Origin of the sequence: Streptomyces sp. NPDC057099, from assembly GCF_042671245.1 — a bacterium.
Lineage (GTDB): Bacteria > Actinomycetota > Actinomycetes > Streptomycetales > Streptomycetaceae > Streptomyces > Streptomyces purpurascens.
The window spans coordinates 24762-43749 of sequence record NZ_JBHUTX010000061.1 but is presented as its reverse complement, the minus strand read 5'-3'; the positions used below and the strand labels follow the sequence as shown (position 1 = coordinate 43749).

The 18988-nt window shown below is 72.6% G+C and carries 19 protein-coding genes; 9 read left to right on the top strand and 10 right to left on the bottom strand.

Annotated features, from left to right (window positions below):
- From ACFT4A_RS38555 to ACFT4A_RS38530, 6 genes are all read left to right on the top strand, one after another.
- The coding region (locus tag ACFT4A_RS38555) for an SfnB family sulfur acquisition oxidoreductase (protein WP_382840239.1) at positions 1 to 1107 on the top strand (1107 nt) is incomplete at its 5' end.
- A gap of 7 nt (positions 1108 to 1114) precedes the next feature.
- A complete protein-coding gene (locus ACFT4A_RS38550; protein WP_382840236.1) occupies positions 1115 to 2290 on the top strand; it encodes an acyl-CoA dehydrogenase family protein in 1176 nt (391 codons plus the stop codon).
- Positions 2291 to 2313: 23 nt separating this feature from the next.
- Positions 2314 to 3681 carry an ABC transporter substrate-binding protein gene (locus tag ACFT4A_RS38545; protein ID WP_382840234.1) on the top strand — a complete coding sequence of 456 codons (1368 nt, stop codon included), beginning with the start codon at positions 2314 to 2316 and terminating at the stop codon, positions 3679 to 3681.
- Entirely contained in the window at positions 3678 to 4556 is an 879-nt protein-coding gene (locus tag ACFT4A_RS38540) for a carbohydrate ABC transporter permease (protein ID WP_382840231.1), read from the top strand. The genes ACFT4A_RS38545 and ACFT4A_RS38540 overlap by 4 nt, the downstream gene beginning before the upstream one ends.
- Complete coding sequence (locus ACFT4A_RS38535; protein ID WP_382840229.1) at positions 4553 to 5437, top strand: carbohydrate ABC transporter permease; 885 nt, start codon at positions 4553 to 4555, stop codon at positions 5435 to 5437. Before ACFT4A_RS38540 ends, ACFT4A_RS38535 begins: the two co-directional genes overlap by 4 nt.
- The gene (locus tag ACFT4A_RS38530) at positions 5434 to 6843 is read left to right on the top strand and encodes an LLM class flavin-dependent oxidoreductase (RefSeq protein ID WP_382840226.1); all 1410 of its coding nucleotides are present in this window, start codon (positions 5434 to 5436) and stop codon (positions 6841 to 6843) included. The genes ACFT4A_RS38535 and ACFT4A_RS38530 overlap by 4 nt, the downstream gene beginning before the upstream one ends.
- A gap of 7 nt (positions 6844 to 6850) precedes the next feature.
- Here the strand turns inward: ACFT4A_RS38530 and ACFT4A_RS38525 are convergent, their stop codons facing one another.
- The 10 genes from ACFT4A_RS38525 to ACFT4A_RS38480 all read right to left on the bottom strand — a co-directional run bounded on the left by ACFT4A_RS38525 (position 6851) and on the right by ACFT4A_RS38480 (position 16231).
- Positions 6851 to 8239: an FAD-binding oxidoreductase gene (locus tag ACFT4A_RS38525; RefSeq protein WP_382840223.1), complete on the bottom strand. Its 1389-nt coding sequence runs from the start codon at positions 8237 to 8239 to the stop codon at positions 6851 to 6853.
- A 35-nt stretch (positions 8240 to 8274) separates the two neighbouring features.
- Positions 8275 to 9450 carry an acyl-CoA dehydrogenase family protein gene (locus tag ACFT4A_RS38520; RefSeq protein WP_382840221.1) on the bottom strand — a complete coding sequence of 392 codons (1176 nt, stop codon included), beginning with the start codon at positions 9448 to 9450 and terminating at the stop codon, positions 8275 to 8277.
- Positions 9447 to 10457 carry an ABC transporter substrate-binding protein gene (locus tag ACFT4A_RS38515; protein ID WP_382840218.1) on the bottom strand — a complete coding sequence of 337 codons (1011 nt, stop codon included), beginning with the start codon at positions 10455 to 10457 and terminating at the stop codon, positions 9447 to 9449. The genes ACFT4A_RS38520 and ACFT4A_RS38515 overlap by 4 nt, the downstream gene beginning before the upstream one ends.
- Positions 10454 to 11557 (bottom strand): LLM class flavin-dependent oxidoreductase, encoded by a 1104-nt coding sequence (locus tag ACFT4A_RS38510; protein WP_382840216.1) that lies wholly within the window; start codon positions 11555 to 11557, stop codon positions 10454 to 10456. The genes ACFT4A_RS38515 and ACFT4A_RS38510 overlap by 4 nt, the downstream gene beginning before the upstream one ends.
- A gap of 8 nt (positions 11558 to 11565) precedes the next feature.
- On the bottom strand, positions 11566 to 12549 hold the full coding sequence (locus ACFT4A_RS38505) for an ABC transporter substrate-binding protein (RefSeq protein ID WP_382840213.1): 984 nt from the start codon (positions 12547 to 12549) through the stop codon (positions 11566 to 11568).
- Positions 12546 to 13313, bottom strand: a complete 768-nt coding sequence (locus ACFT4A_RS38500) for an ABC transporter ATP-binding protein (protein WP_382840210.1) — start codon at positions 13311 to 13313, stop codon at positions 12546 to 12548. The genes ACFT4A_RS38505 and ACFT4A_RS38500 overlap by 4 nt, the downstream gene beginning before the upstream one ends.
- A 7-nt stretch (positions 13314 to 13320) precedes the next feature.
- On the bottom strand, positions 13321 to 14262 hold the full coding sequence (locus ACFT4A_RS38495; RefSeq protein WP_382840208.1) for an ABC transporter permease subunit: 942 nt from the start codon (positions 14260 to 14262) through the stop codon (positions 13321 to 13323).
- A 40-nt stretch (positions 14263 to 14302) separates the two neighbouring features.
- Positions 14303 to 15166, bottom strand: coding sequence for a sulfurtransferase (locus ACFT4A_RS38490; protein WP_382840205.1), 864 nt, complete (start codon positions 15164 to 15166; stop codon positions 14303 to 14305).
- Complete coding sequence (locus ACFT4A_RS38485) at positions 15163 to 15906, bottom strand: alpha/beta hydrolase (RefSeq protein WP_382840202.1); 744 nt, start codon at positions 15904 to 15906, stop codon at positions 15163 to 15165. Before ACFT4A_RS38485 ends, ACFT4A_RS38490 begins: the two co-directional genes overlap by 4 nt.
- A gap of 163 nt (positions 15907 to 16069) precedes the next feature.
- A complete protein-coding gene (locus tag ACFT4A_RS38480; protein WP_184586773.1) occupies positions 16070 to 16231 on the bottom strand; it encodes a hypothetical protein in 162 nt (53 codons plus the stop codon).
- 96 nt (positions 16232 to 16327) lie between these two features.
- On the opposite strand from ACFT4A_RS38480, the gene ACFT4A_RS38475 reads away from it, so the two are divergent.
- From ACFT4A_RS38475 to ACFT4A_RS38465, 3 genes are all read left to right on the top strand, one after another.
- Positions 16328 to 17206, top strand: coding sequence for a LysR family transcriptional regulator (locus ACFT4A_RS38475; protein WP_382840199.1), 879 nt, complete (start codon positions 16328 to 16330; stop codon positions 17204 to 17206).
- Between the two features lie 65 nt (positions 17207 to 17271).
- Positions 17272 to 18168 carry a helix-turn-helix transcriptional regulator gene (locus ACFT4A_RS38470; RefSeq protein WP_382840196.1) on the top strand — a complete coding sequence of 299 codons (897 nt, stop codon included), beginning with the start codon at positions 17272 to 17274 and terminating at the stop codon, positions 18166 to 18168.
- On the top strand, positions 18165 to 18968 hold the full coding sequence (locus ACFT4A_RS38465) for an SDR family NAD(P)-dependent oxidoreductase (RefSeq protein WP_382840193.1): 804 nt from the start codon (positions 18165 to 18167) through the stop codon (positions 18966 to 18968). Before ACFT4A_RS38470 ends, ACFT4A_RS38465 begins: the two co-directional genes overlap by 4 nt.
- Positions 18969 to 18988 lie beyond the last annotated feature (20 nt).

Here is an 18988-nt window from a genome sequence, read left to right as displayed (position 1 = left end):
GTGTATAAGAGACAGGAGCACATCCTGCCGCGCGCCGAGCTCGACCGGCTGTCCGCTTCCGGGCTGCTGGCCATCACCGTGCCCCGCTCCCACGGCGGTGCCGGCGTCGGCGCCCGCACCCTCGGCGAGGTCGTCCGACTGCTGTCGGCCGCCGACCCGAGCATCGGCCAGATCCCGCAGAACCACTTCTTCTTCGTCGAGGTGCTGAAGGAGAACGGCACGGCCGCACAACGCGACCTGTTCTACGCCGAACTGCTGGCGGGACGCAGGTTCGGCAACGCCCTCGCCGAGAAGGGCACCCGGCACGCGCTGGAGTTCTCCACCCGGCTGAAGCCCCGCCCCGACGGCTCGTACACCCTGACCGGCACCAAGAACTACTCCACGGGCGCCCTGTTCGCCCACTGGATCCCGGTCTTCGCCCTCGGCCCGGACGACGGTCTCACCGCGGCCTTCGTCCCGTACGACGCCCCCGGCGTCACGGTGGTGGACGACTGGGACGGCATCGGGCAGCGCGGCACCGCCAGCGGGACCGTGCGGTTCGCGGACGTGCACGTGCCGGCCGACCGGGTGGTGCCCCACCACCTCACCTTCGAACGGCCCGAGGTCTTCGGCGCCTTCGGCCAGTTCATCCACGCGGCCGTCGACACCGGCATCGCCCGCGGGGCCCTGGAGGAGGGCGGCGAGCTGATCCGGGACATCGCCCGGCCGTGGGGCGAGTCGGGCGCCGACCGGGCGAGCGAAGAACCACTGGTGATCAACAAGTTCGGCGAGCTGGCCCTCGTCGTACGAGCCGCCGAGGCCCTCCTCGACCGGGCCGGAGCCGCCCTCGACGCCGCCCGCGAAGCCCCCGCCGACGCGGGCCTCGCGGCCGAGGCCTCCGTCGCCGTGGCCGCTGCCCGCGCCCAGGCCGACAGCGCCGCCCTGACCGTCGCCAACGACGTCTTCGCCCTCATCGGCACCCGGTCCGTGACCGGCGGCCGGGGCCTGGACCGCCACTGGCGCAACGCCCGCACCCACACCCTGCACGACCCGCGCCGCTGGAAGATCCAGCACCTCGGCAACCACGCCCTGAACGGGGTCGCCCCGCCCGCCAACGGAATCGTCTGAGGACCCCATGACCACGACCGACTGGATCGCCACCGCCCGTGCCGTGGCCGCCGGCCTCGCCCAGGACGCCGCCCAGCGCGACAAGGCCAACAAGCCGCCCTTCGAGGAGGTGGAACGGCTGCGCGCGGCCGGGCTGCTCACGCTGCTGGTGCCCGCCGAGTACGGCGGCGGGGGAGCGGACTGGCGCACCGCCTACGCCGTCATTCGCGAGATCGCCGCCGGGGACGGCTCGATCGGGCAACTCCTCGGCTACCACTACCTGCTGTCCTGGAACCCGCGCTTCTTCGGCGAGCCCGCCACCGCCGAGCGGCTGGAGCGCGCGGCGGCCGAGGGAGAGTGGCTGTGGGGCGGGGCGTTCAACCCCCGGGACCCGGACGTCACCCTGACCCACGAGGGCGACGGCTTCCGGCTCGACGGGCGCAAGAGCTTCGCCACCGGCGCCCGCGTCGCCGACCGGCTCGTCGCCGGCGCCACCCGCACGGACACCGGCGAACCCGTCGTCGTCTTCGTGGACCCGGCCCACACCGGAGTCGTACGCCACGACGACTGGGACAACTTCGGGCAGCGGCTCTCGGCCAGCGGCAGCGTGGAGTTCCACGCCGTGCCGGTGGCGGCGGACGAGATCATCGGGTCCCTCTCCGAGGAGGCGGGCACCCTCACTCCGTTCGCCACCCTCGTCACCCCCGCGATCCAGCTGGTCTTCGTCCACTTCTACCTGGGCATCGCCGAGGGCGCGCTCGCCGAGGCCGCCGAGTACACCAGAGACACCACCCGCCCCTGGCTGCTGTCGGGCGTCGACTCCGCCACCCAGGACCCCTACACCCTGGCCACCTACGGCGAACTCGCCGTGTCCGCACGCTCGGTGCGGCTCCTCGCCGACCACGCCGCCGAAGCCGTCCAGCGCGGCATCGACCGAGGCCAGGACCTCACCGCCGAGGAGCGCGGCGAGATCGCCGCCACCGTCGCCGCCGCCAAGGTCGCCTCGACCAAGGCCGCCCTCGACATCACCGCCCGGATCCTGGAGGTCACCGGCGCGAGGGCGACGGCGTCCGCGCACGGCTTCGACCGGTTCTGGCGCAACGTCCGCACCCACACCCTGCACGACCCCGTCGCCTACAAGCTCCGCGAGGTCGGCGACCACTTCCTGAACGGCACTCACGCGCCTTTCACCCTCTACACGTAAGAAGAAGCCAGGAGAACCACCCCATGACCCCGACCCCGCGCCTGTCGCGTTCCCCGCTCTCCCGCAGACACCTGCTGCGCGCCGCCGGCGGTGCCGCCGCCCTCGCCGCGGCCGGCCCGCTCCTGACCGCCTGCGGCTCCTCCGAATCCGTCGCGCTCGACCCGACCGCCAAGCCCGACCTCGACGGGGTCACCCTCAAGATCCTGGCCAACCAGCCGAACGCCCTGTCGTTCAAGTACCTGAGCGAGCCCTTCGAGGAGGCCACCGGCGCCAAGCTGTCGGTGACCCCCGTGCCCTACGACAAGCTCACGGCGCAGGCCGTGCTCGACGTGCAGTCCGGGGCGGGCCAGTTCGACGTCTTCATGTACTGGTACGCGGCCGTCGGCACCCTCGCCGAGGGCGGTGTCATCGAAGACCTCACCGCCTACATCAAGGCGCACAAGGACATCGAGGAGAGCGACTTCCTGCCGTCCCTGTACGACACCTACACCCGCTACGACGGCAAGCGCTGGGGCCTGCCCTACGACGGCGACACCCACATCCTCTTCTACAACACCGAGATCTTCGAGCGGCACAAGGTCGAGGCGCCCCGCACCTGGGACGAGTACAACGACATCGCCGCGAAGATCACCAAGGACGCCAAGGGCAAGTACTACGGCACCATCATCGAGGCCCAGCAGGTCCCCGTGATCCTCGGCTGCGCCTTCGCCAACCGCCTCGCCGGATACGGCGGTTCCTTCCTCGACGCGTCGGGCGCGCCCACCCTCGACACCCCGGAGGCGATCGAGGCCGCGCAGGTGCTGTTCGACGCCGCGCCCAGCGCGCTGCCCACTCCGCTGCAGATCGGCTTCGACCAGGCGCTGCCCGCCTTCCTCGACGGCAAGGGCGCCATGCTCGACTTCTGGACCGACTTCGCCAAGCGCGCCCAGGACCCCAAGCAGTCCAAGGTCGTCGACAAGTGGGCCGTCACCACCCTCCCGGTCGGCGGCGACAACACCAAGCCCCGCACCTCGCTCGACGCGGGCTTCGGACTGGCCGTGTCCACGGCGTCGAAGCAGAAGGAGGCCGCCGCCGCCTTCATCAAGTGGGCGACCGCCGCACAGCAGAACCTCCTGGTGCTCGCCCAGCCCGACGCGGGCGCCGACCCGATCCGCACCAGCACCCTCAGCTCCTCGGCGTTCCGCAAGAACTCGCCCGACTCCTACGAGGTCGTCCGCACCGGCCTCGCGGGCGACCCCCTGCCCTGGCCGACCGTGCCCAAGGCCCCCGATCTGCTGCAGACCCTGGTCGACGAGCTCGCCCTCGGCCTGCAGGGCAAGCAGAGCGCGAAGACCGCTCTGGGGAACACCCAGCGCGCCTGGGCCAAGGAACTCAAGGGAGCGTCCGGATGACAGCCAGGCCGGCCGCCCGGGTCCCCGGGGCGCTCGCCGCGCCGTCCGTGGTCTTCCTCGCGGTGTTCGCCGCCTACCCGCTCGTCTACGTCATCGGCCTGGCCTTCACCGACTCCACCCTCGCCCGGCCCCTGCAACGCTGGACCGGGTTCGACAACTTCCGTACCGCGCTGGAGAGCCAGTCGTTCACGGGCTCGCTGTGGCGGTCGGCGCTCTTCGCGGTGCTCGCCGCCGCGGTGCAGCTGGTGCTGGGCACGGCCCTCGCGCTCCTGCTGCGTGCCAGGGCCGCCCGCCCGGGCCTGCTGGGCACGCTCCTGCTGCTGCCGCTGGTCACGCCGCCCGTCATGGTCGGCGTGGCGTGGAAGCTGCTGCTTGCCCCGGTGGGCGGCGCCCTCAACGGCGTCCTGCACGCGGCAGGACTGCCCGGCGTGAATCCGCTCGGCAGCGGTACGGGGGCCTTCACCACCCTCGTCGTCATCGACAGCTGGCAGTGGACACCGTTCGTGATGCTGCTGGTGTACGCCGCGCTCCTCGGCGTACCGGACGAACTGCGCGAGGCCGCCGCCCTCGACGGCGCCGGCCGTGCGCGGACTCTCCGCTCGATCGTCCTGCCGTACATCGAACCGACCCTGCTGTCCGTCCTGCTGCTCAAACTCGTGATCGGCTTCAAGGTCTTCGACATCGTCTACGTCGTGACGTCCGGCGGCCCCGGCTTCTCGACCACCACGAGTACGTACGACATCCAGCGCACCGCGCTGCAGGAGTTCGACGTCGGCGGCGCGGCGGCCGCGACCGTGCTGTTCTCCCTGCTCATCGGCCTGGTCACCAGCCTGGTGGCGATCCGCCGCAAGAAGTACGAGGAGGTGGCGGTATGACCACGCTCGAAGCCGTACGGGAAGAGGTCGCGGCCGAGCCCGAGACCAAGAGGCCCCCGCACCGCCCGGCCAGACGCCGCCGTCCCACCGGCGTCACCGCGCTGCTCACGGTCATCGCCCTGCTCATGGCCGTACCGCTGCTGTACGTCGCCTCCCTCTCCGCCCGCTCCCGCGACGACGTCCTCAACGGCGGGCTCCTGCCCTCGCACCTGTTCTGGCGGAACTGGCCCGACACCTTCCGGGCCGTCGAGGTCGGCCACTACATCGTCAACTCCTGGACGGTTGCCGCCGGTTCCGTCGTGCTCACGCTGCTGATCGCCGTACCGGGCGCCTACTTCACGGCTCGGGCCGGACGCCGTGGGGGCAGACTCGCGACCCTGGTGCTGTCCAGCTACTGCGCGCCGCCCGTCGTGGCCGTCCTCCCGCTGTTCTATCTGCTGCGGAACCTGGAGCTGAACAACACCGTCACCGGGCTCGCCCTGGTGGACGGTCTGGCCAACGTGCCGGTGGCGATCTGGCTGCTGGACGGCTTCGTACGGAAGGTGCCGAAGGAGATCGAGGAGGCCGCCTGGCTCGACGGACTCGGCCCCTGGGCGAGCCTCAGGCGTGTCGTCCTGCCGCTCATCGCGCCGGGTGTGGCGGCCGCCGCGCTGATCTGCTTCTTCCTCAGCTACAACGAGTTCCTCTTCGCCCTCAGCTTCGCCCAGGACAGCAGTGCGCAGACCCTGCCGGTGCTGCTCTCCCTCTTCCAGGGCGACAAGAACGTCGAGTTCGGCCAGCAGGCCGTCGTCTCCCTCATCGGTATCGCGCCCGTCTACGTCCTGGCCGTGGCCGCCCAGCGCCGGCTCGTCGCCGGCCTGTCCTCCGGAGCCCTGAAATGACCCGCCGCATCCATCTGAACGCCTTCGACATGGCCTGCGTCGGCCACCAGTCGCCCGGCCTGTGGCGGCACCCCGACGACCAGGCGCACCGCTACACCGACCTCGCCTACTGGACCGACCTGGCGCGGCTGCTGGAACGCGGCGGGTTCGACTCGCTCTTCATCGCCGACGTGCTCGGCGCGTACGACGTCTACCAGGGCTCGCGCGACGCCGCCGTCCGCCAGGGCGCGCAGATCCCGCTGTCCGACCCGCTGCCCGCCGTCTCCGCCATGGCCGCGGTGACCGAGCGCCTCGGCTTCGGCGTGACCGTCTCCCTCACCTACGAGCAGCCGTACAAGCTCGCCCGCACCCTCACCACCCTCGACCATCTGACCAAGGGCCGGATCGCCTGGAACGTCGTCACCTCCTACCTGGAGAGCGCGGCCCGCAACCTGGGGCTCGGCGAACAGGTCGGGCACGACGACCGCTACGAGGTCGCCGAGGAGTTCCTCGAGGTCTGCTACAAGCTGTGGGAGTACTCCTGGGACGACGACGCGGTCGTCCGCGACCGGGAACGGGGCGTCTTCACCGACCCCGACCGCATCCGGGACATCGCCCACAAGGGCCGCCACTTCACCGTGCCGGGCGTGTTCCTGTCCGAGCCGTCGCCGCAGCGCACCCCGGTGGTCTTCCAGGCCGGCGCCTCCCCGCGCGGCCGGGCCTTCGCCGCCCGGCACGGGGAGGGCGTCTTCATCAACGCGGTCACACCGGAGGCGACCCGCCGCGTCGTCGACGACATCCGGGCCAAGGCCGCCGCCGAGGGCCGCGACCCGTACGGCGTCAAGATCTTCATCCTGCTCACCGCGATCACCGCCCCCACCGACGAGGAGGCCCAGGCCAAGTACGCCGACCTGATCTCCTACGCCTCCTACGAGGGCGCCCTCGCCCTCTACGGCGGCTGGAGCGGCCTCGACCTGTCCGAACTCGCCCCGGACCAGCCTCTGGAGTACGTCGACACCGAAGCCGTGCGCTCCGCGCTCGCGATCTTCTCCACCGCCGATCCGACCCGCCGGTGGACCCCCGACCAGGTGGCCCGCTACCTGGGCATCGGCGGTATCGGGCCCGTGGTGGTGGGTTCCCCGGCCACGGTCGCCGACGAGCTGGAACGCTGGGTGGAGGAGGCGGACATCGACGGCTTCAACCTCGCCTACGCCGTGACGCCCGGCACCTTCGCCGATTTCGTCGACCTGGTCGTGCCCGAGCTTCGTTCCCGAGGCCGGCTCCCGGAAGATCCCGCCGCTGCCACCCTGCGCGAACGCCTGCACGGACCGGGCGGCGGACCTCGTGTCCGGGCCGACCACCCGGCGGCCGAGTACCGCGAACTGGCCGCCCAGGAGCGGAAGTCGGCCGAGGAACGCCGGGACTGACGGTAGGTCAGAGGGCCTTGCCGGGGTTGAGGACGTGGTGCGGGTCGAAGGCCGCCTTCACGCGTCGCTGCAGCGCGTGCTGCTCGGCGCCGAGCTCCTCGGCGAGCCAGCGCCGCTTGAGCGTCCCCACCCCGTGCTCGCCGGTGAGCGTGCCGCCCAGGCGCAGCGCGGTGGCGAAGATGTCGCTCGCCGCCTGCCAGGCCGCCTCCGGGACGTCGGGGGAGTCGGGGTCGAGGACGAGGATGGGATGGAGGTTGCCGTCCGCGGCGTGGGCGAAGGTGAAGATCCGTACGTCGTGGCGTTCGGCGACGGCCGCGATCTCCCGCACTGCGGGGGCGAGTTGGGCCCGGGGTACCGCGATGTCCTCGATCAGCACCCGGCCGATGCGTTCCAGGGAGGGCAGGACGAGCCTGCGGGCGGTGAGAAGCCGGTCCGCCTCCACCGGGTCGGTGGTGGTCTCGACGGACGCCGCATGCTTCCGCAGCAGCCGTACCGCCTCCTCCGCCTCCGCTTCCGCGGCCCGCCCGTCGCACTGCAGAAGCAGCAGCGCACCGCCTCGCGCGCGCAGATCCGTGTCCTGGGCCGCGTCCACGGCCGCCAGGACCGGACCGTCCAGCAGCTCGGCCATCGCGGGCTCGACATGGGCGGCGGTGAGCGCGGACACGGCCTCGGCGCCCTCGGCGAAGGTGTCGAAGTACGCGGCGACGGTGGCGGTCGCCTCCGGTACCGGCCGCAGCCGCACCGTCGCGGCGGTGATCACACCGAGGGTGCCCTCGGAGCCGGTGAGCAGCGCCGTCAGGTCGTAGCCGGTGACGCCCTTGACGGTGCGCCGACCGGTCCGTATCAGCGTTCCGTCGGCGAGCGCCGCGTCGAGCCCGAGGACGGCGTCCCGGGTCACGCCGTACTTGGCGCAGCGCAGCCCGCCCGCGTTGGTGGCGATGTTGCCGCCCACCGTGGAGATCGCCGCGCTCGCCGGATCGGGCGCGTAACGCAGTCCGAACTCGCCCGCCGCACGGTCCAGTTCGGCGGTGATGACGCCCGGTTCCACGACGGCGGTCTGTTCCTCGGGGCTCAGTTCGAGGATCCGGTTCATCCGCGACAGGTCGACGACGACACTGCCCGCCCCCGCGTTCGCCCCGCCGGACAGCCCGGTGCCGGCCCCGCGCGGCACGACCGGCACCCGCAGCTCGTGCGCGTGCCGCAGCGCGGTCTGTACGTGCTCGGCGCGGGTGGCGTGCACGACCGCCAGCGGCTGCCCGTCCGGGCGGCTGCCCGAGCGGTCGGCGGCGTACGGCGCGGTGGCCTCGGGGGCGACACTGAGCGCTCCCTCGGGCAGTTCACGGCGGAGCGCGGTGAGGAGCCGGGCGGCCGAGGGACCGGGGTGGGGAAGAGGCATGAGGCTGTTCTCTCTGCGTAGGAGGCGAAGGGCGCCTAGGGGTGGCCGGGCCGGCCCGTTTCCAGTGCCCGCGCTCCGATGGCGAGCAGGGCCGTGTCCTCCTGCGGGGCGTGCACCGGGGCGCACTGGACATCCCTGAAGTGGCGTTCCAGGGGGTTGTCGCGGGTCAGCCCCGGGTTGCCGAGCAGCCGCAGGGCCAGCGCGACGGCCTCGGTGGCGTGCCGGTCGGCCAGGACACGGGCGCCCAGGGCCTGTTCGGGCGTATAGGCGTCGTCGGCGGCCTCCACCCGCTCGGCGCCGCCGAACACCAGCTGCTCGGCGGAGTCGAGCCGCAGCGCGATCTCGCCCGCCGTGCGCCGGAAGCGCTCCGTGCGGGCCACCGGATGGCCGAGATTGGCGGGCACCCGTTCGTGAGCGAACCGGTGGAAGTACTTCTGCGCGGCCCGGGCCACGCCCAGATAGAGGGCGGCGAGCGGGAGATGGAGGGCGGCGCCGGCCCGGTTGTCCTGCTCCGCGCCCGCGCCGTGCGGGGCGATGTCCACCACGTTCCCGGCCGGGATCTCCACATCGTGCAGCGCGATGTCGTGGCTGCCGCTGGCCCGCAGCCCCAGATGGTCCCAGCGGTGGGTGATCTCGATGCCGGGGGAACTGCCGGGCACGGCGAACGTGCCCACGCGCGGGGTGGGTTCGTCCGTGGTCGCCCAGACCAGCAGCCAGTCCAGCCCCTCCACACCGGTGGCGAAGCGTTTGCGGCCGGTCAGGGACCAGCCGGTGGCCGTGCGCCGGGCCACCGTCGCGGGCAGCCCGCCGCGTGCGGGAGAACCGAGGTCGGGCTCCACCCGTACGTGGTTGAGCAGCACCGGGCCGTGAGCCGCGCCGGACAGCACCTTCTCGTACAACTCCTCCGGCCAGTGCGGCCGAACGGCCTGGCGGTGGTGGACGGTGAGGCTCATCGCGGCGATCAGCGCCACCGACGGGTCGCCCTCGCCGAGCGCGTGCAGGATCCGGGCGGTGGCCGATACCCCGAGGCCCGGCCCGCCGTATCGGGCGCCGACGGTGGCGGTGAGCAACCCCGCCTCGTGTGCCGCGCGGATCCCCTCGGCGGGGAAGGTGCCGTCGCGGTCGTGAGCGGCGGCGGTGGCGGCGAGCCGCCGGGTGACCTCGGGCAGGGCCCCCAGGTCGGGGGCGCGGAGCAGCAGACCGGTCGTCATCGGGCCAGCTCCTTGCGCAGCGGGGCGTTCAGCCGGTCGCTCCAGAAGCCGCTGACCTTCAGCCCCTGCTCGAGCGCGCCGAGGTCCAGGAACGCGTCGGCGACCTCCTGCTGGGAGGCGGTGGCCCGGGCGCTCACCGGCCGCACCTCGGTCCTGCGCTGCGCCTGGCCCTCGCTGTACTCCTCCAGCGCCTGGTTCACCGGCTGGTGGGTTGCGGCGGCGATGACCTTCGCGTACTCCTTCTCACGCCCGTCGCGGACATACGCGTTCGCCTGGTCGAGCCGGGCGAGCAGATCCGTCAGCGCCTCGCGCTCGGCGTTGTCGCCGAGGGTCTCGTCGGAGGCCGTCCACAGGAAGTTGCCGGAGAGGACGTCCTTGCCGGAACCGATCGTGCGGGCGCCCTGCTGCCGGGCGGCGATGATCGAGTTCCCGTATCCGGCGAAGGCGTCGACGGAACCGCCGCCCAGCGCGGCGAGCGCCTTGTCCGGCTCCAGCGGGGCGGCGGTGATGTCGTCCCAGCCGAGTCCGGCCCGCTTCAGCAGCTCGTACAGGAAGTAGTGGGCGGTGGTGTTCTTGACGTAGCCGACCTTCTTCCCCTTCAGCTGCGCGATCGAGGTGACCCCCGAGCCCTTGGGGGCCACCACCTCCTGGTTCAGGGTGTTGCCGCGCTGCACGGCGACGACCTTGAAGTTGGGCTTCCCGTCGGCCGCCGCGAAGACCGGCGGGATCTCGCTGGAGCTGGCCACGTCCAACGCGCCCGCCCGTACGGCCTCCAACTGCTTGTCGCCGCCCTGGAACAGGCTCCACTGCACCTCGTACGGCGTGTCGTCCAGGCCGGCGAACTTCAGCAGGGCCTCCTCGCCCTTCCAGCCCGTCGCGCCGACGCGCAGGGTGACGGAGGACCCCTGCCCGTCGCCCTCCGCTCCCGCCGAGCCGCCGCAGCCGGTCAGGGCGGCCAGGGACAGGACGACGGTGGTGAGAGCGAGCGCGCGCCCCGCCCGCCTCACGCGGCGGCTCCCGAGGCGGCCCGGTGCTTCAGCTCCTGGCGGACCAGCGGAAGGACGTGCCGGGCGTAGTCGATCGCGTCGTTGAGCGGGTCGTAGCCACGGATGGACAGCAGCTCGCAGCCGATGTCGACGTAGTCGAGCAGCGCCTTGGCGACCGTCTCGGGGGAGCCGACCAGCGCCGTGGAGGCGCCGGCCGCGTTGGTGGCCGTCGCGGGCGCGGTCCACAGGCAGCGGTCGTGGACCTCGCCGCGTTCGGCGACGGCCAGCAGCCGCTGCGAACCGACATTGGCCGGGGTGCCCTGGCCGAGGGCCGGATAGTGGCGCCGCTTGGCCCGCTCCTCGTGGTTCGTGGTGATCGTGCCGAGGACGCGGTGCGCCTTCTCCCAGGCCAGCTCGTCGGTGGGCGCGATGATCGGGCGGAAGGACACCCAGATGCGCGGGTGGGGCCGGCCGGCGGCGTCGGCGTACTCGTTGACCGCCGCGATCTGCTCGGCGGTCTCCTTCAGCGGCTCGCCCCACAGCCCGAAGATGTCGCCCTGCTGCCCGCCCACCCGGTAGGCGTCCTCCGAGGAGCCGCCCACCGAGATGGGGATCGTGCCCTGGTACGGCGTGACATCCGAGCGGAAGCCCTCGAAGCGGTAGTACGGGCCCTCGTGCGAGACGGGCCCGTCGGCCGCCCACACCTCGCGCAGGATCCGGATGTACTCGTCGGAGCGCGCGTACCGCTCGCTCTTGTTCAGGTAGTCGCCCTCGCGGCGCTGCTCCTCGTCGTTGCCGCCCGAGATGATGTGCACCGCCAGACGGCCCTTGCTGATCCGGTCCAGGGTGGCCAGGGCCCGGGCCGCGTGGGTCGGGAAGATCACGCCGGGGCGATGGGCGAGGACGGGCTTGATGCGCTCGGTGTGGTTCGCCACGAACTGCGCCAGCTGCAGCGCGTCGGGCGAGGCCGAGTGGTAGGTGACGAGGGTGTAGTCGAAGCCGCCGTCGTCCAGGGCGCGGGCGTAGCGGCGGGCGTAGTCGACGTCGATGCCCGTGCCCGCGGTGGGGTCGCCCTCGGTGGCGGGGTTGGGGTGGACGGCGCTGATGAACTCGACGGGCATGGCGGGGCTCATTCCTTGACGAGGCTGGAGTCGACGTGGTCGGCGACGGTCGGGTTCGGGGCGAGGACACCGATGCCGTGCATGGTGTCGCCGACCTTCTGCACGGACTCGACCACCTGTGAACTGACGGGCAGCAGCTCGCCGTTGGCCTGGCTCACCAGCGTCTTCGCGATCGCGGGGGAGGCCCCGTTGTTCTGCTGGATCGCCTTGGCGTAGTCGTCCGGGTGCTTGCGCGACCAGGCCAGGGCCTTGTCCAGGCGGCGCAGATAGTCGGCGACGGCCGCCTTCTTGCTCTTGTCGGCCAGGGCCTTCTCGGAGGCGCCGATGAACCCGTAGCCGCTCACCCGCCCGTCGGCGCCGTTGACCAGGAGGCGGCCGCCCTGCTGCTCCGCGACGGCCTTGTAGACCCCGAAGGTCGCCCAGGCCTCGATCTTGCCGGACGTGAACGCGGCCTGCGCGTCCGTCGGCAGCAGATACTGCACCTTGACGTCGGAGTACTTCAGCCCGGCCTGCTGCAGCACGTGCGCGAGCAGATACTCGGCGATGGACCCCTTGGCCGAGGAGACCACGACCTTCCTGCCCTTGAGATCCTTGACGCTCTTCACCGACGAGTTGCCGCGCACCACGATCCCGGTGTGCGTGCCGTCGTTGCGCAGCGCGCCCACCGCCTTCACCGGCACACCCCCCGACAGCGCCTGGAGCGTGGGCAGATCGGCGGCGTACGAGGTGTCGGCGGCCCCGGCCTGCACGGCCTGGAAGAGCGGCGCGGCCCCCTCGAACTCGGCCCACTTGACCTTGTAAGACGTCCCCTTGAGGGCCCCGGAGGTGTTGAACAGCGTCTGCAGGTTCTTGGCCTGGTCACCGATGACGAGCGTCCCGGAGTCGCTTCCGCCGGAGACGGCCGCACCGCTTCCGCCGCAGGCGGTGGTGGCGAGCAGGGCGGTCAGAGTGAGCGCGGCGCCGAGGGTGCGGCGCGTGGTCGTGCGGGTCATGAGGTGGGTGCCGTTTCTGTCGTGGCCTCTTCGCGAGGCGCCGAGGCGTCGTGGACGCCGAGCCGGTGCAGCAGTTCGCCGCGCAGCCGTACGAAGTCGGGGGAACCGAGCGCCCGGGGCCGCTCCAGGCCGACCTCGGCCTCGTAGGCGATCCGCCCGCCGTCCATCACCAGGACCCGGTCGGCCAGCAGCAGCGCCTCCTCCACGTCGTGGGTGACCAGCAGCACCGAGCAGCCGTGCCGCTGCCACAGATCGGCCACCAGCCGCTGCGCCCGGCCGCGGGTGAGGGCGTCCAGGGCGCCGAACGGCTCGTCGAGCAGGAGCAGTTCGGGCTCGCGGACCAGCGCCCGGGCCAGCGACACGCGCTGCGCCTGGCCGCCGGAGAGGGTCTTGGGCCAGCTGCCCGCGTACTCCTCGATGCCGACCTCGGCGAGATAGCGCTCGGCGAGCGACCGGTCCTTGGAGCGGGGCAGGCCGAGCACCACGTTGCGCCACACCCGCAGCCAGGGCATCAGCCGCGGCGACTGGAAGGCCACCGAGCGGCGCTCGGGCACGGTCACCTCGCCCTCGGTCTCGCTGTCCAGCCCGGCGAGGATCTTCAGCAGCGTCGACTTCCCGCAGCCGCTGTGCCCGAGCAGGGCGACGAACTCTCCCTGACGGATGGTGAGATCGAGATCGTCGATGACGGTCTTGTCGTCGAAGGCGCGGCTCAGGCCGCGTACCTCCACCTGGGTGCTCGCCGTCGTACTCGCAGTCGTGCTCATCGCTCCCTCACGCTCCTTCGCCGTCGAACGAGGCCCGCCAGGCCAGCAGCCGCCGCGACAGCAGCCGCACGGCGAAGTCGCACAGCAGCCCCAGCACCGCGTAGACGGCCAGGCACAGGACGATGACGTCGGTCTGGAAGTACTGCTGGGCGTTGCTCATCAGATAGCCGATGCCGGCGTCCGCGTTGACCTGCTCGGCGAAGACCAGGGCCAGCCAGGCGGTGGACAGCGCGTAGCGCAGGCCGACCAGGGCGCCGGGCAGCGCGGACGGCAGGATCACGTACCGGATCAGACCGATCCGGCCGAGCCCCGCCATCCGTCCGGCCTCGATGAGCTGGGAGTCGGCGGAGCGGATGCCGCCGTAGATGTTGAAGTACAGCGGGTAGGTGACGCCGAGCGCGACCAGCGCGATCTTCGGGGTCTCGTCGATGCCGAACCAGACGATGAACAGCGGGATCAGACCCACCCACGGGATGGCCCGGAACATGCCCATCGACGCGTCGATGACGTCCTCACCCAGCCGGAACAGCCCCGCGGTGAGCGACAGCGCGAGCGCGACGGTCGCACCGATGAGGAAGCCGGTCGCGGCGCGGCGACCGGACGCGGCGATGGCCTGCGGCAGTTCACCGGTGCCGATCAGGTCCGCGGCCCGCCGGACGACGTCGACGGGGGAGGCCAGCACTGACTCGGGCAGTACGCCGGTGGCGCTCGCCAGGAACCAGACCAGCACCAGTCCCAGGGGCCCGGAGGCCCGGCGCACGCCCCGCGGCACACGGAAGCGGGACCGCTTGCGCGGGGTGCCGGGGCGGGCGGCCTTCGTGGCGGTGGGGCGAGTCGGCCGCGCCGGTCCGGTGGGCGCCGCGGCTTCTGGTGCGGTGGGTGTAGTCGGTGGTGCGGATCCGTGTGTCGGCGGTGAGGTTTCCGACACGGCGGAGTGCGGGGAGGGCATGCGGCGGCCTCTCGGTCGGGGACGGGGGAGGAGGCGGGGGTCAGCCCGGCTGTTCTCCCTGTGCTGCGGGGCGTGCGGGGTCGGCGGACCAGGCGGACCAGGAGCCGGGGTAGAGGCCGGCTGGGATGCCGGCGTGGGCCAGGGCCGCGACGGTGTGGGCGGCCGTGACGCCGGAGCCGCAGTAGACGGCGACCTCGGTCGCGTCGTCGGCGCCCAGCGCCGTGAAGCGCAGCGCGAGGTCCTCGGCGGGCCGGAAGGTGCCGTCCGCCGCCAGGTTGTCGCCGGTCGGGGCGGAGCGGGCGCCGGGGATGTGTCCGGCGCGCGGATCGACCGGCTCGACCTCCCCGCGGTACCGCTCGGCGGCCCGTGCGTCCAGCAGGACGCCGCCCCGGGCGACTTCGGCCGCCGCGTCCGCGTCCAGGACCGGCAGCTGCCCCGGCTTGAGCACGATGTCGCCGGGCACCTGCGTCTCCGGCTCGCCGCTCGCCGTCGGGAGCCCCGCCGCACGCCAGGCGTCCAGGGCCCCGTCCAGCAGGAGCACCTGCTCGACCCCGGCCCAGCGCAGCAGCCACCAGGCGCGGGCGGCTGCGGTGTTGCCGTTGTCGTCGTACACCACCACCGGACGGCCGGCGGAAAGCCCCCAGCGGCGCGCCGCGGCCTGCAGCGACTCCGGGTCCGGCAGCGGATGACGGCCACCCTCCGGTGTCGCGGGAGCGGCGAGCTCGGTGTCGAGGTCGACGTAGCGGGCGCCGGGGATGTGCTCCTCGAGGTAGTGCGCGCGGCCGTGCGGATCGCCGAGCCTCCACCGCACGTCGAGGACGACCGGGGCCGGATCGCCGGTGCGCAGGAGGAGGTCCAGTTCGGCGGCGGTGGTCAGCACGGGGAGGCTCTCGAACGCGGTCATGCGATGTCCTCGGCGACGGCGACGGGCGCCAGGCCGGGGGAGAGCCGCAGCCGCTCCAGGAAGAGCACGACGGTGGCGGCGGCGGTGCGGTGGGTGACGTCGTTGAGGACGTCGTGCCGGGTCCCGGCCAGGCTCACCAGTTCCGCTTCCGGCAGCGCGCGGTAGACACGACGGGCCTCTTCGAGGGGGCTGATGGCGTCGTCGGCGCCGTGCAGACCGAGCACCGGGAGGGAGATCCGGTCCGGCGCGGGCAGTTCCTGTGCCGCGGGCTCCTCCAGAGCACCACGCCGGAAGGCCGTGTCGGCGGTCAGCCGGCCCCGGTGCGTGGGGCAGGCGGTGCGCTGCTCCAGTTCGCCTTCCCATTCGCTTTCCAAGTCAGGCGCCGTGGTGCCCGCGTCGGTACCCGTCGGCAGCCCGGCGAGGATCAGCGCGTCCAGGCCGGGGGTGTCGCGGGCGGCCAGCGTCGCGGCGTACGAGGCGCCGGTGTCGGAACCGACCAGTACCCGCGGGCCGGGCAGCGTCTCGTCGCGCAGCAGCTTGGCCGCGGCGTCGATGACGGCCGCCGGGTCCAGGGAGGCGTCCCCCAGGGCCCGGACGCGGTACCCGTCGGCGGCGATACGGCGGCCGAACCGCTCGTAGACACCGCCGTGTTCACCCCGGCCGGGGAGCACGACGAGGGTGCCGCGCGGGGCGATTCCTTCGGGTTCGTCCCAGGAGTGGACAGGCTGAGAAGAGCTCATGGTGACTCGATTCATCGACAGCGGCGACGCCGGGCAGGGCGTGGCGGTGCGGTGCGGTGGACGGGGAGGAGAGAGAAGCGGCGCGCGGCGGTACGGAGGCCGCGCGCGGTGCGCGGCATCGCTCAAGCGGCGAAGCGGGCGCGCTCGAAGGGGGGCGAAAGGGTCAGCGACAGCGCATGGCGCCGCTGCGGCCGAAGTCGACCACACGCCGCTGCGTCAGCCAGGCACCCGCGCCGCAGCGCGCCGCCGACCCGGTGGCCGACGGCCAGGGTCCGATGCGGTGGGCGCGCGGCCTGCGGGCCGTCACGAGGGCTGAACGCAGCATGCGCTCAGCATGCACGAGGCAAGAGACCGACGTCCAACGACGATTCGCCATCAAAACCGATCAGAATTCGTCATCGATGGGTGCTAACCTGCGGCCATGCGGCCGGTTCTGGACATCGTGGCACTGCGCAGCCTCATCGCCGTCGCCGACTACGGCGGCTTCCACCGGGCTGCCGGGGAACTCGCGCTCAGCCAGTCCGCGGTCAGTCAGCACGTACGACGCCTGGAGAAGTCCCTCGGACATCCCGTCGTGGAACGCGACGGCCGCAAGACCCGGTTCACCGCCCTCGGCGCCCAACTCCTCGAAGAGGCCAGGCTGATCCTCGGGGCGCACGACGCCGCCGTCCAGCGCCTCCTGGGCGAGGAGGGGGCGACAGCCGCGACCGTCGTCGTCGGTGCCACCGAACACGGCGCCGACCAGATCCTCCCGGCGCTCACCGACGCCGTCCGCGCGGTCCGGCCGGACGCCGAGGTACGGGTGCGGATCGACCGCTCGGCGCGGCTGACCGAGGCGGTCGAACGCGGTGAGCTCGACCTCGCCGTCTACGTCACCGAAGCGACCACCACCGAGGGCACCTCCGTCGGAGACCTCCCGCTGCGCTGGTACGCCGCCCCGGGCTGGCAGCCGCCCGCCTCCGGGCAGCTGCCCCTGGTCGCCGTCAACGCCCCGTGCGTCATCCGCCGTCGCGCCCTCACCGAACTGGCCGCCTGCCGCATGCCGGCCACCGTGGTCGCCGAAGCCGGATACCTCGCCGGCGTCCTGGACGCGGCCCGTGCCGGACTCGGCGCCGCCCTGCTCGCCGTCCCCGGCGGACAGCACCCCGACGGGCTCATCCCGTACCGGGGCCTCCCCGAAGTCCCACCGGTCCGGCTCAGTGCCCTCGCCCGACGAGGCTCCGACCCCGCCCTGACCGGAGCCGCGGTCCAGGCCGTGCGCACCCTGCTCGCGTCCCGCGCCACGGACCGGGCGGCGTAGTCCTAGGACCAGGCGACCCACCTTCCTGGCGGCCGGAGCGGCCCGGCGCGGGGAACATGGAAGGCATGGCCAGCAACGTCGATCTCAGCCAGTTCCTGCGCCGATGCCGTGCCCGCATCGCACCGCGGTCGGTGGGCCTGCCGGAGGGCGGGGCCTACCGGCGCGTGCCCGGCCTGCGGCGTGAGGAAGTCGCGCAGCTGGCCGGTGTCAGCACGGACTACTACACACGGCTGGAGCAGGGCCGCAACATCACTCCGTCGGACAGCGTGCTGGGGGCGATCGCCGAGGCGCTGCGCCTGGACGACGCCGAACGCGCCCACCTGTTCGACCTGACCAGACCCAAACCCGCCAAGGCCCGCCGCGGTGCGCCCGCCGTGCAGAAGGCGCGGCCCGGGCTGCGCCGGTTCCTGGACTCCTTCGACGACCACGCGGGATTCGTCCTCGGCCGGCGGGGAGACGTGCTGGCGACCAATCACCTGTGCCGGGTCCTGATGGCCGACTTCGACGCCATGCCCTACCGCGAGCGCAACCTGACCCGCTGGATCGTCCTGGACCCCGAGGCGCGAGAGCTCTACGCGGACTGGCAGACGATCGCCGCGGAGATGACCGCGATCCTGCGGCTGGACGCGGGACGGCACCCCGACGACACCCGCACCGCCGAACTGGTGGGGGAGCTGACCATGAAGAGCGAGCACTTCCGCCGCTGGTGGGACGACCACAAGGTCCTCAACCGCACCTTCGGCCAGAAGCGCTTCCGCCACCCCGTGGTGGGCCCGCTGACCATCGACTACCAGGCGTTCACCCTGCCCGGCGAGGAGGACCAGACCCTGTTCCTCTACTTGCCGGCGCAGGACCAGGCCTCACAGGAGGCCTGGCAGCTGCTGACCAGCTGGAACGCCGACGAGACCGCCGTACGGCCCGAACCCGCCGACCCCTCCCCGACCGAACGGAGCACCCCGTGAGCGGCACCGCCTCCCCCTCCCACCGTCCGCTGGCCCTGGTGACCGGAGCCTCGTCCGGCATCGGATACGAACTGGCGCTGCTGCTCGCCGTCAACGGCTTCGACCTGGTGGCCACGGGCCGCAGCGAGGACACCGACAAGGCGGCCGCCGAACTGGCCGCATACGGCGGCGAGGTCAAGGCCGTGCGCGCCGACCTCGCCGAGTCGGACGGCGTGGAGACCGTCTGGCGCGCCGTGGAGGAGACCGGCCGGCCACTCGAAGCTGCCGTCCTCAACGCCGGGCGCAGCATCGGCGGGGCCTTCCTCGACACCGACCTCGACGACGAACTGAGCCTGATCGATCTGAACGTCACCTCCGTGGTCCACCTGGCCAAGCACGTCGCCCGGCACATGGCGGCCCACCGGCGCGGCCGCATCCTGATCACCTCATCGCTCTCCGCCACCCTGCCCACGCCCTACGAGACCGTCTACGGGCCCTCACGCGCCTTCACCCGCATGTTCGCCCTCGGCCTGCGCGAAGAGCTCAAGGAACACGGCGTCAGCGTCACCACGCTCATGCCCGGCGCCACCGACAGCGACTTCCACGCCCGCGCCGGCATGAACAACACGGCCTTCGGCCCCGGCATGCGGAAGAACAGCCGCAAGGACGTCGCCCGTCAGGGCTTCCTGGCGATGATGGACGGCCGGGCCCAGGTCGTCGGAGGCGACCTCGCGACCCGGCGCACGGCCCTCGAGCACCGCTTCCTGCCCGAGACACTCAAGGCGGCGCGACACGCTCGCCTGGCCGATCCGCGCCGCTGAGCGGACCGTGACCGCGGAGG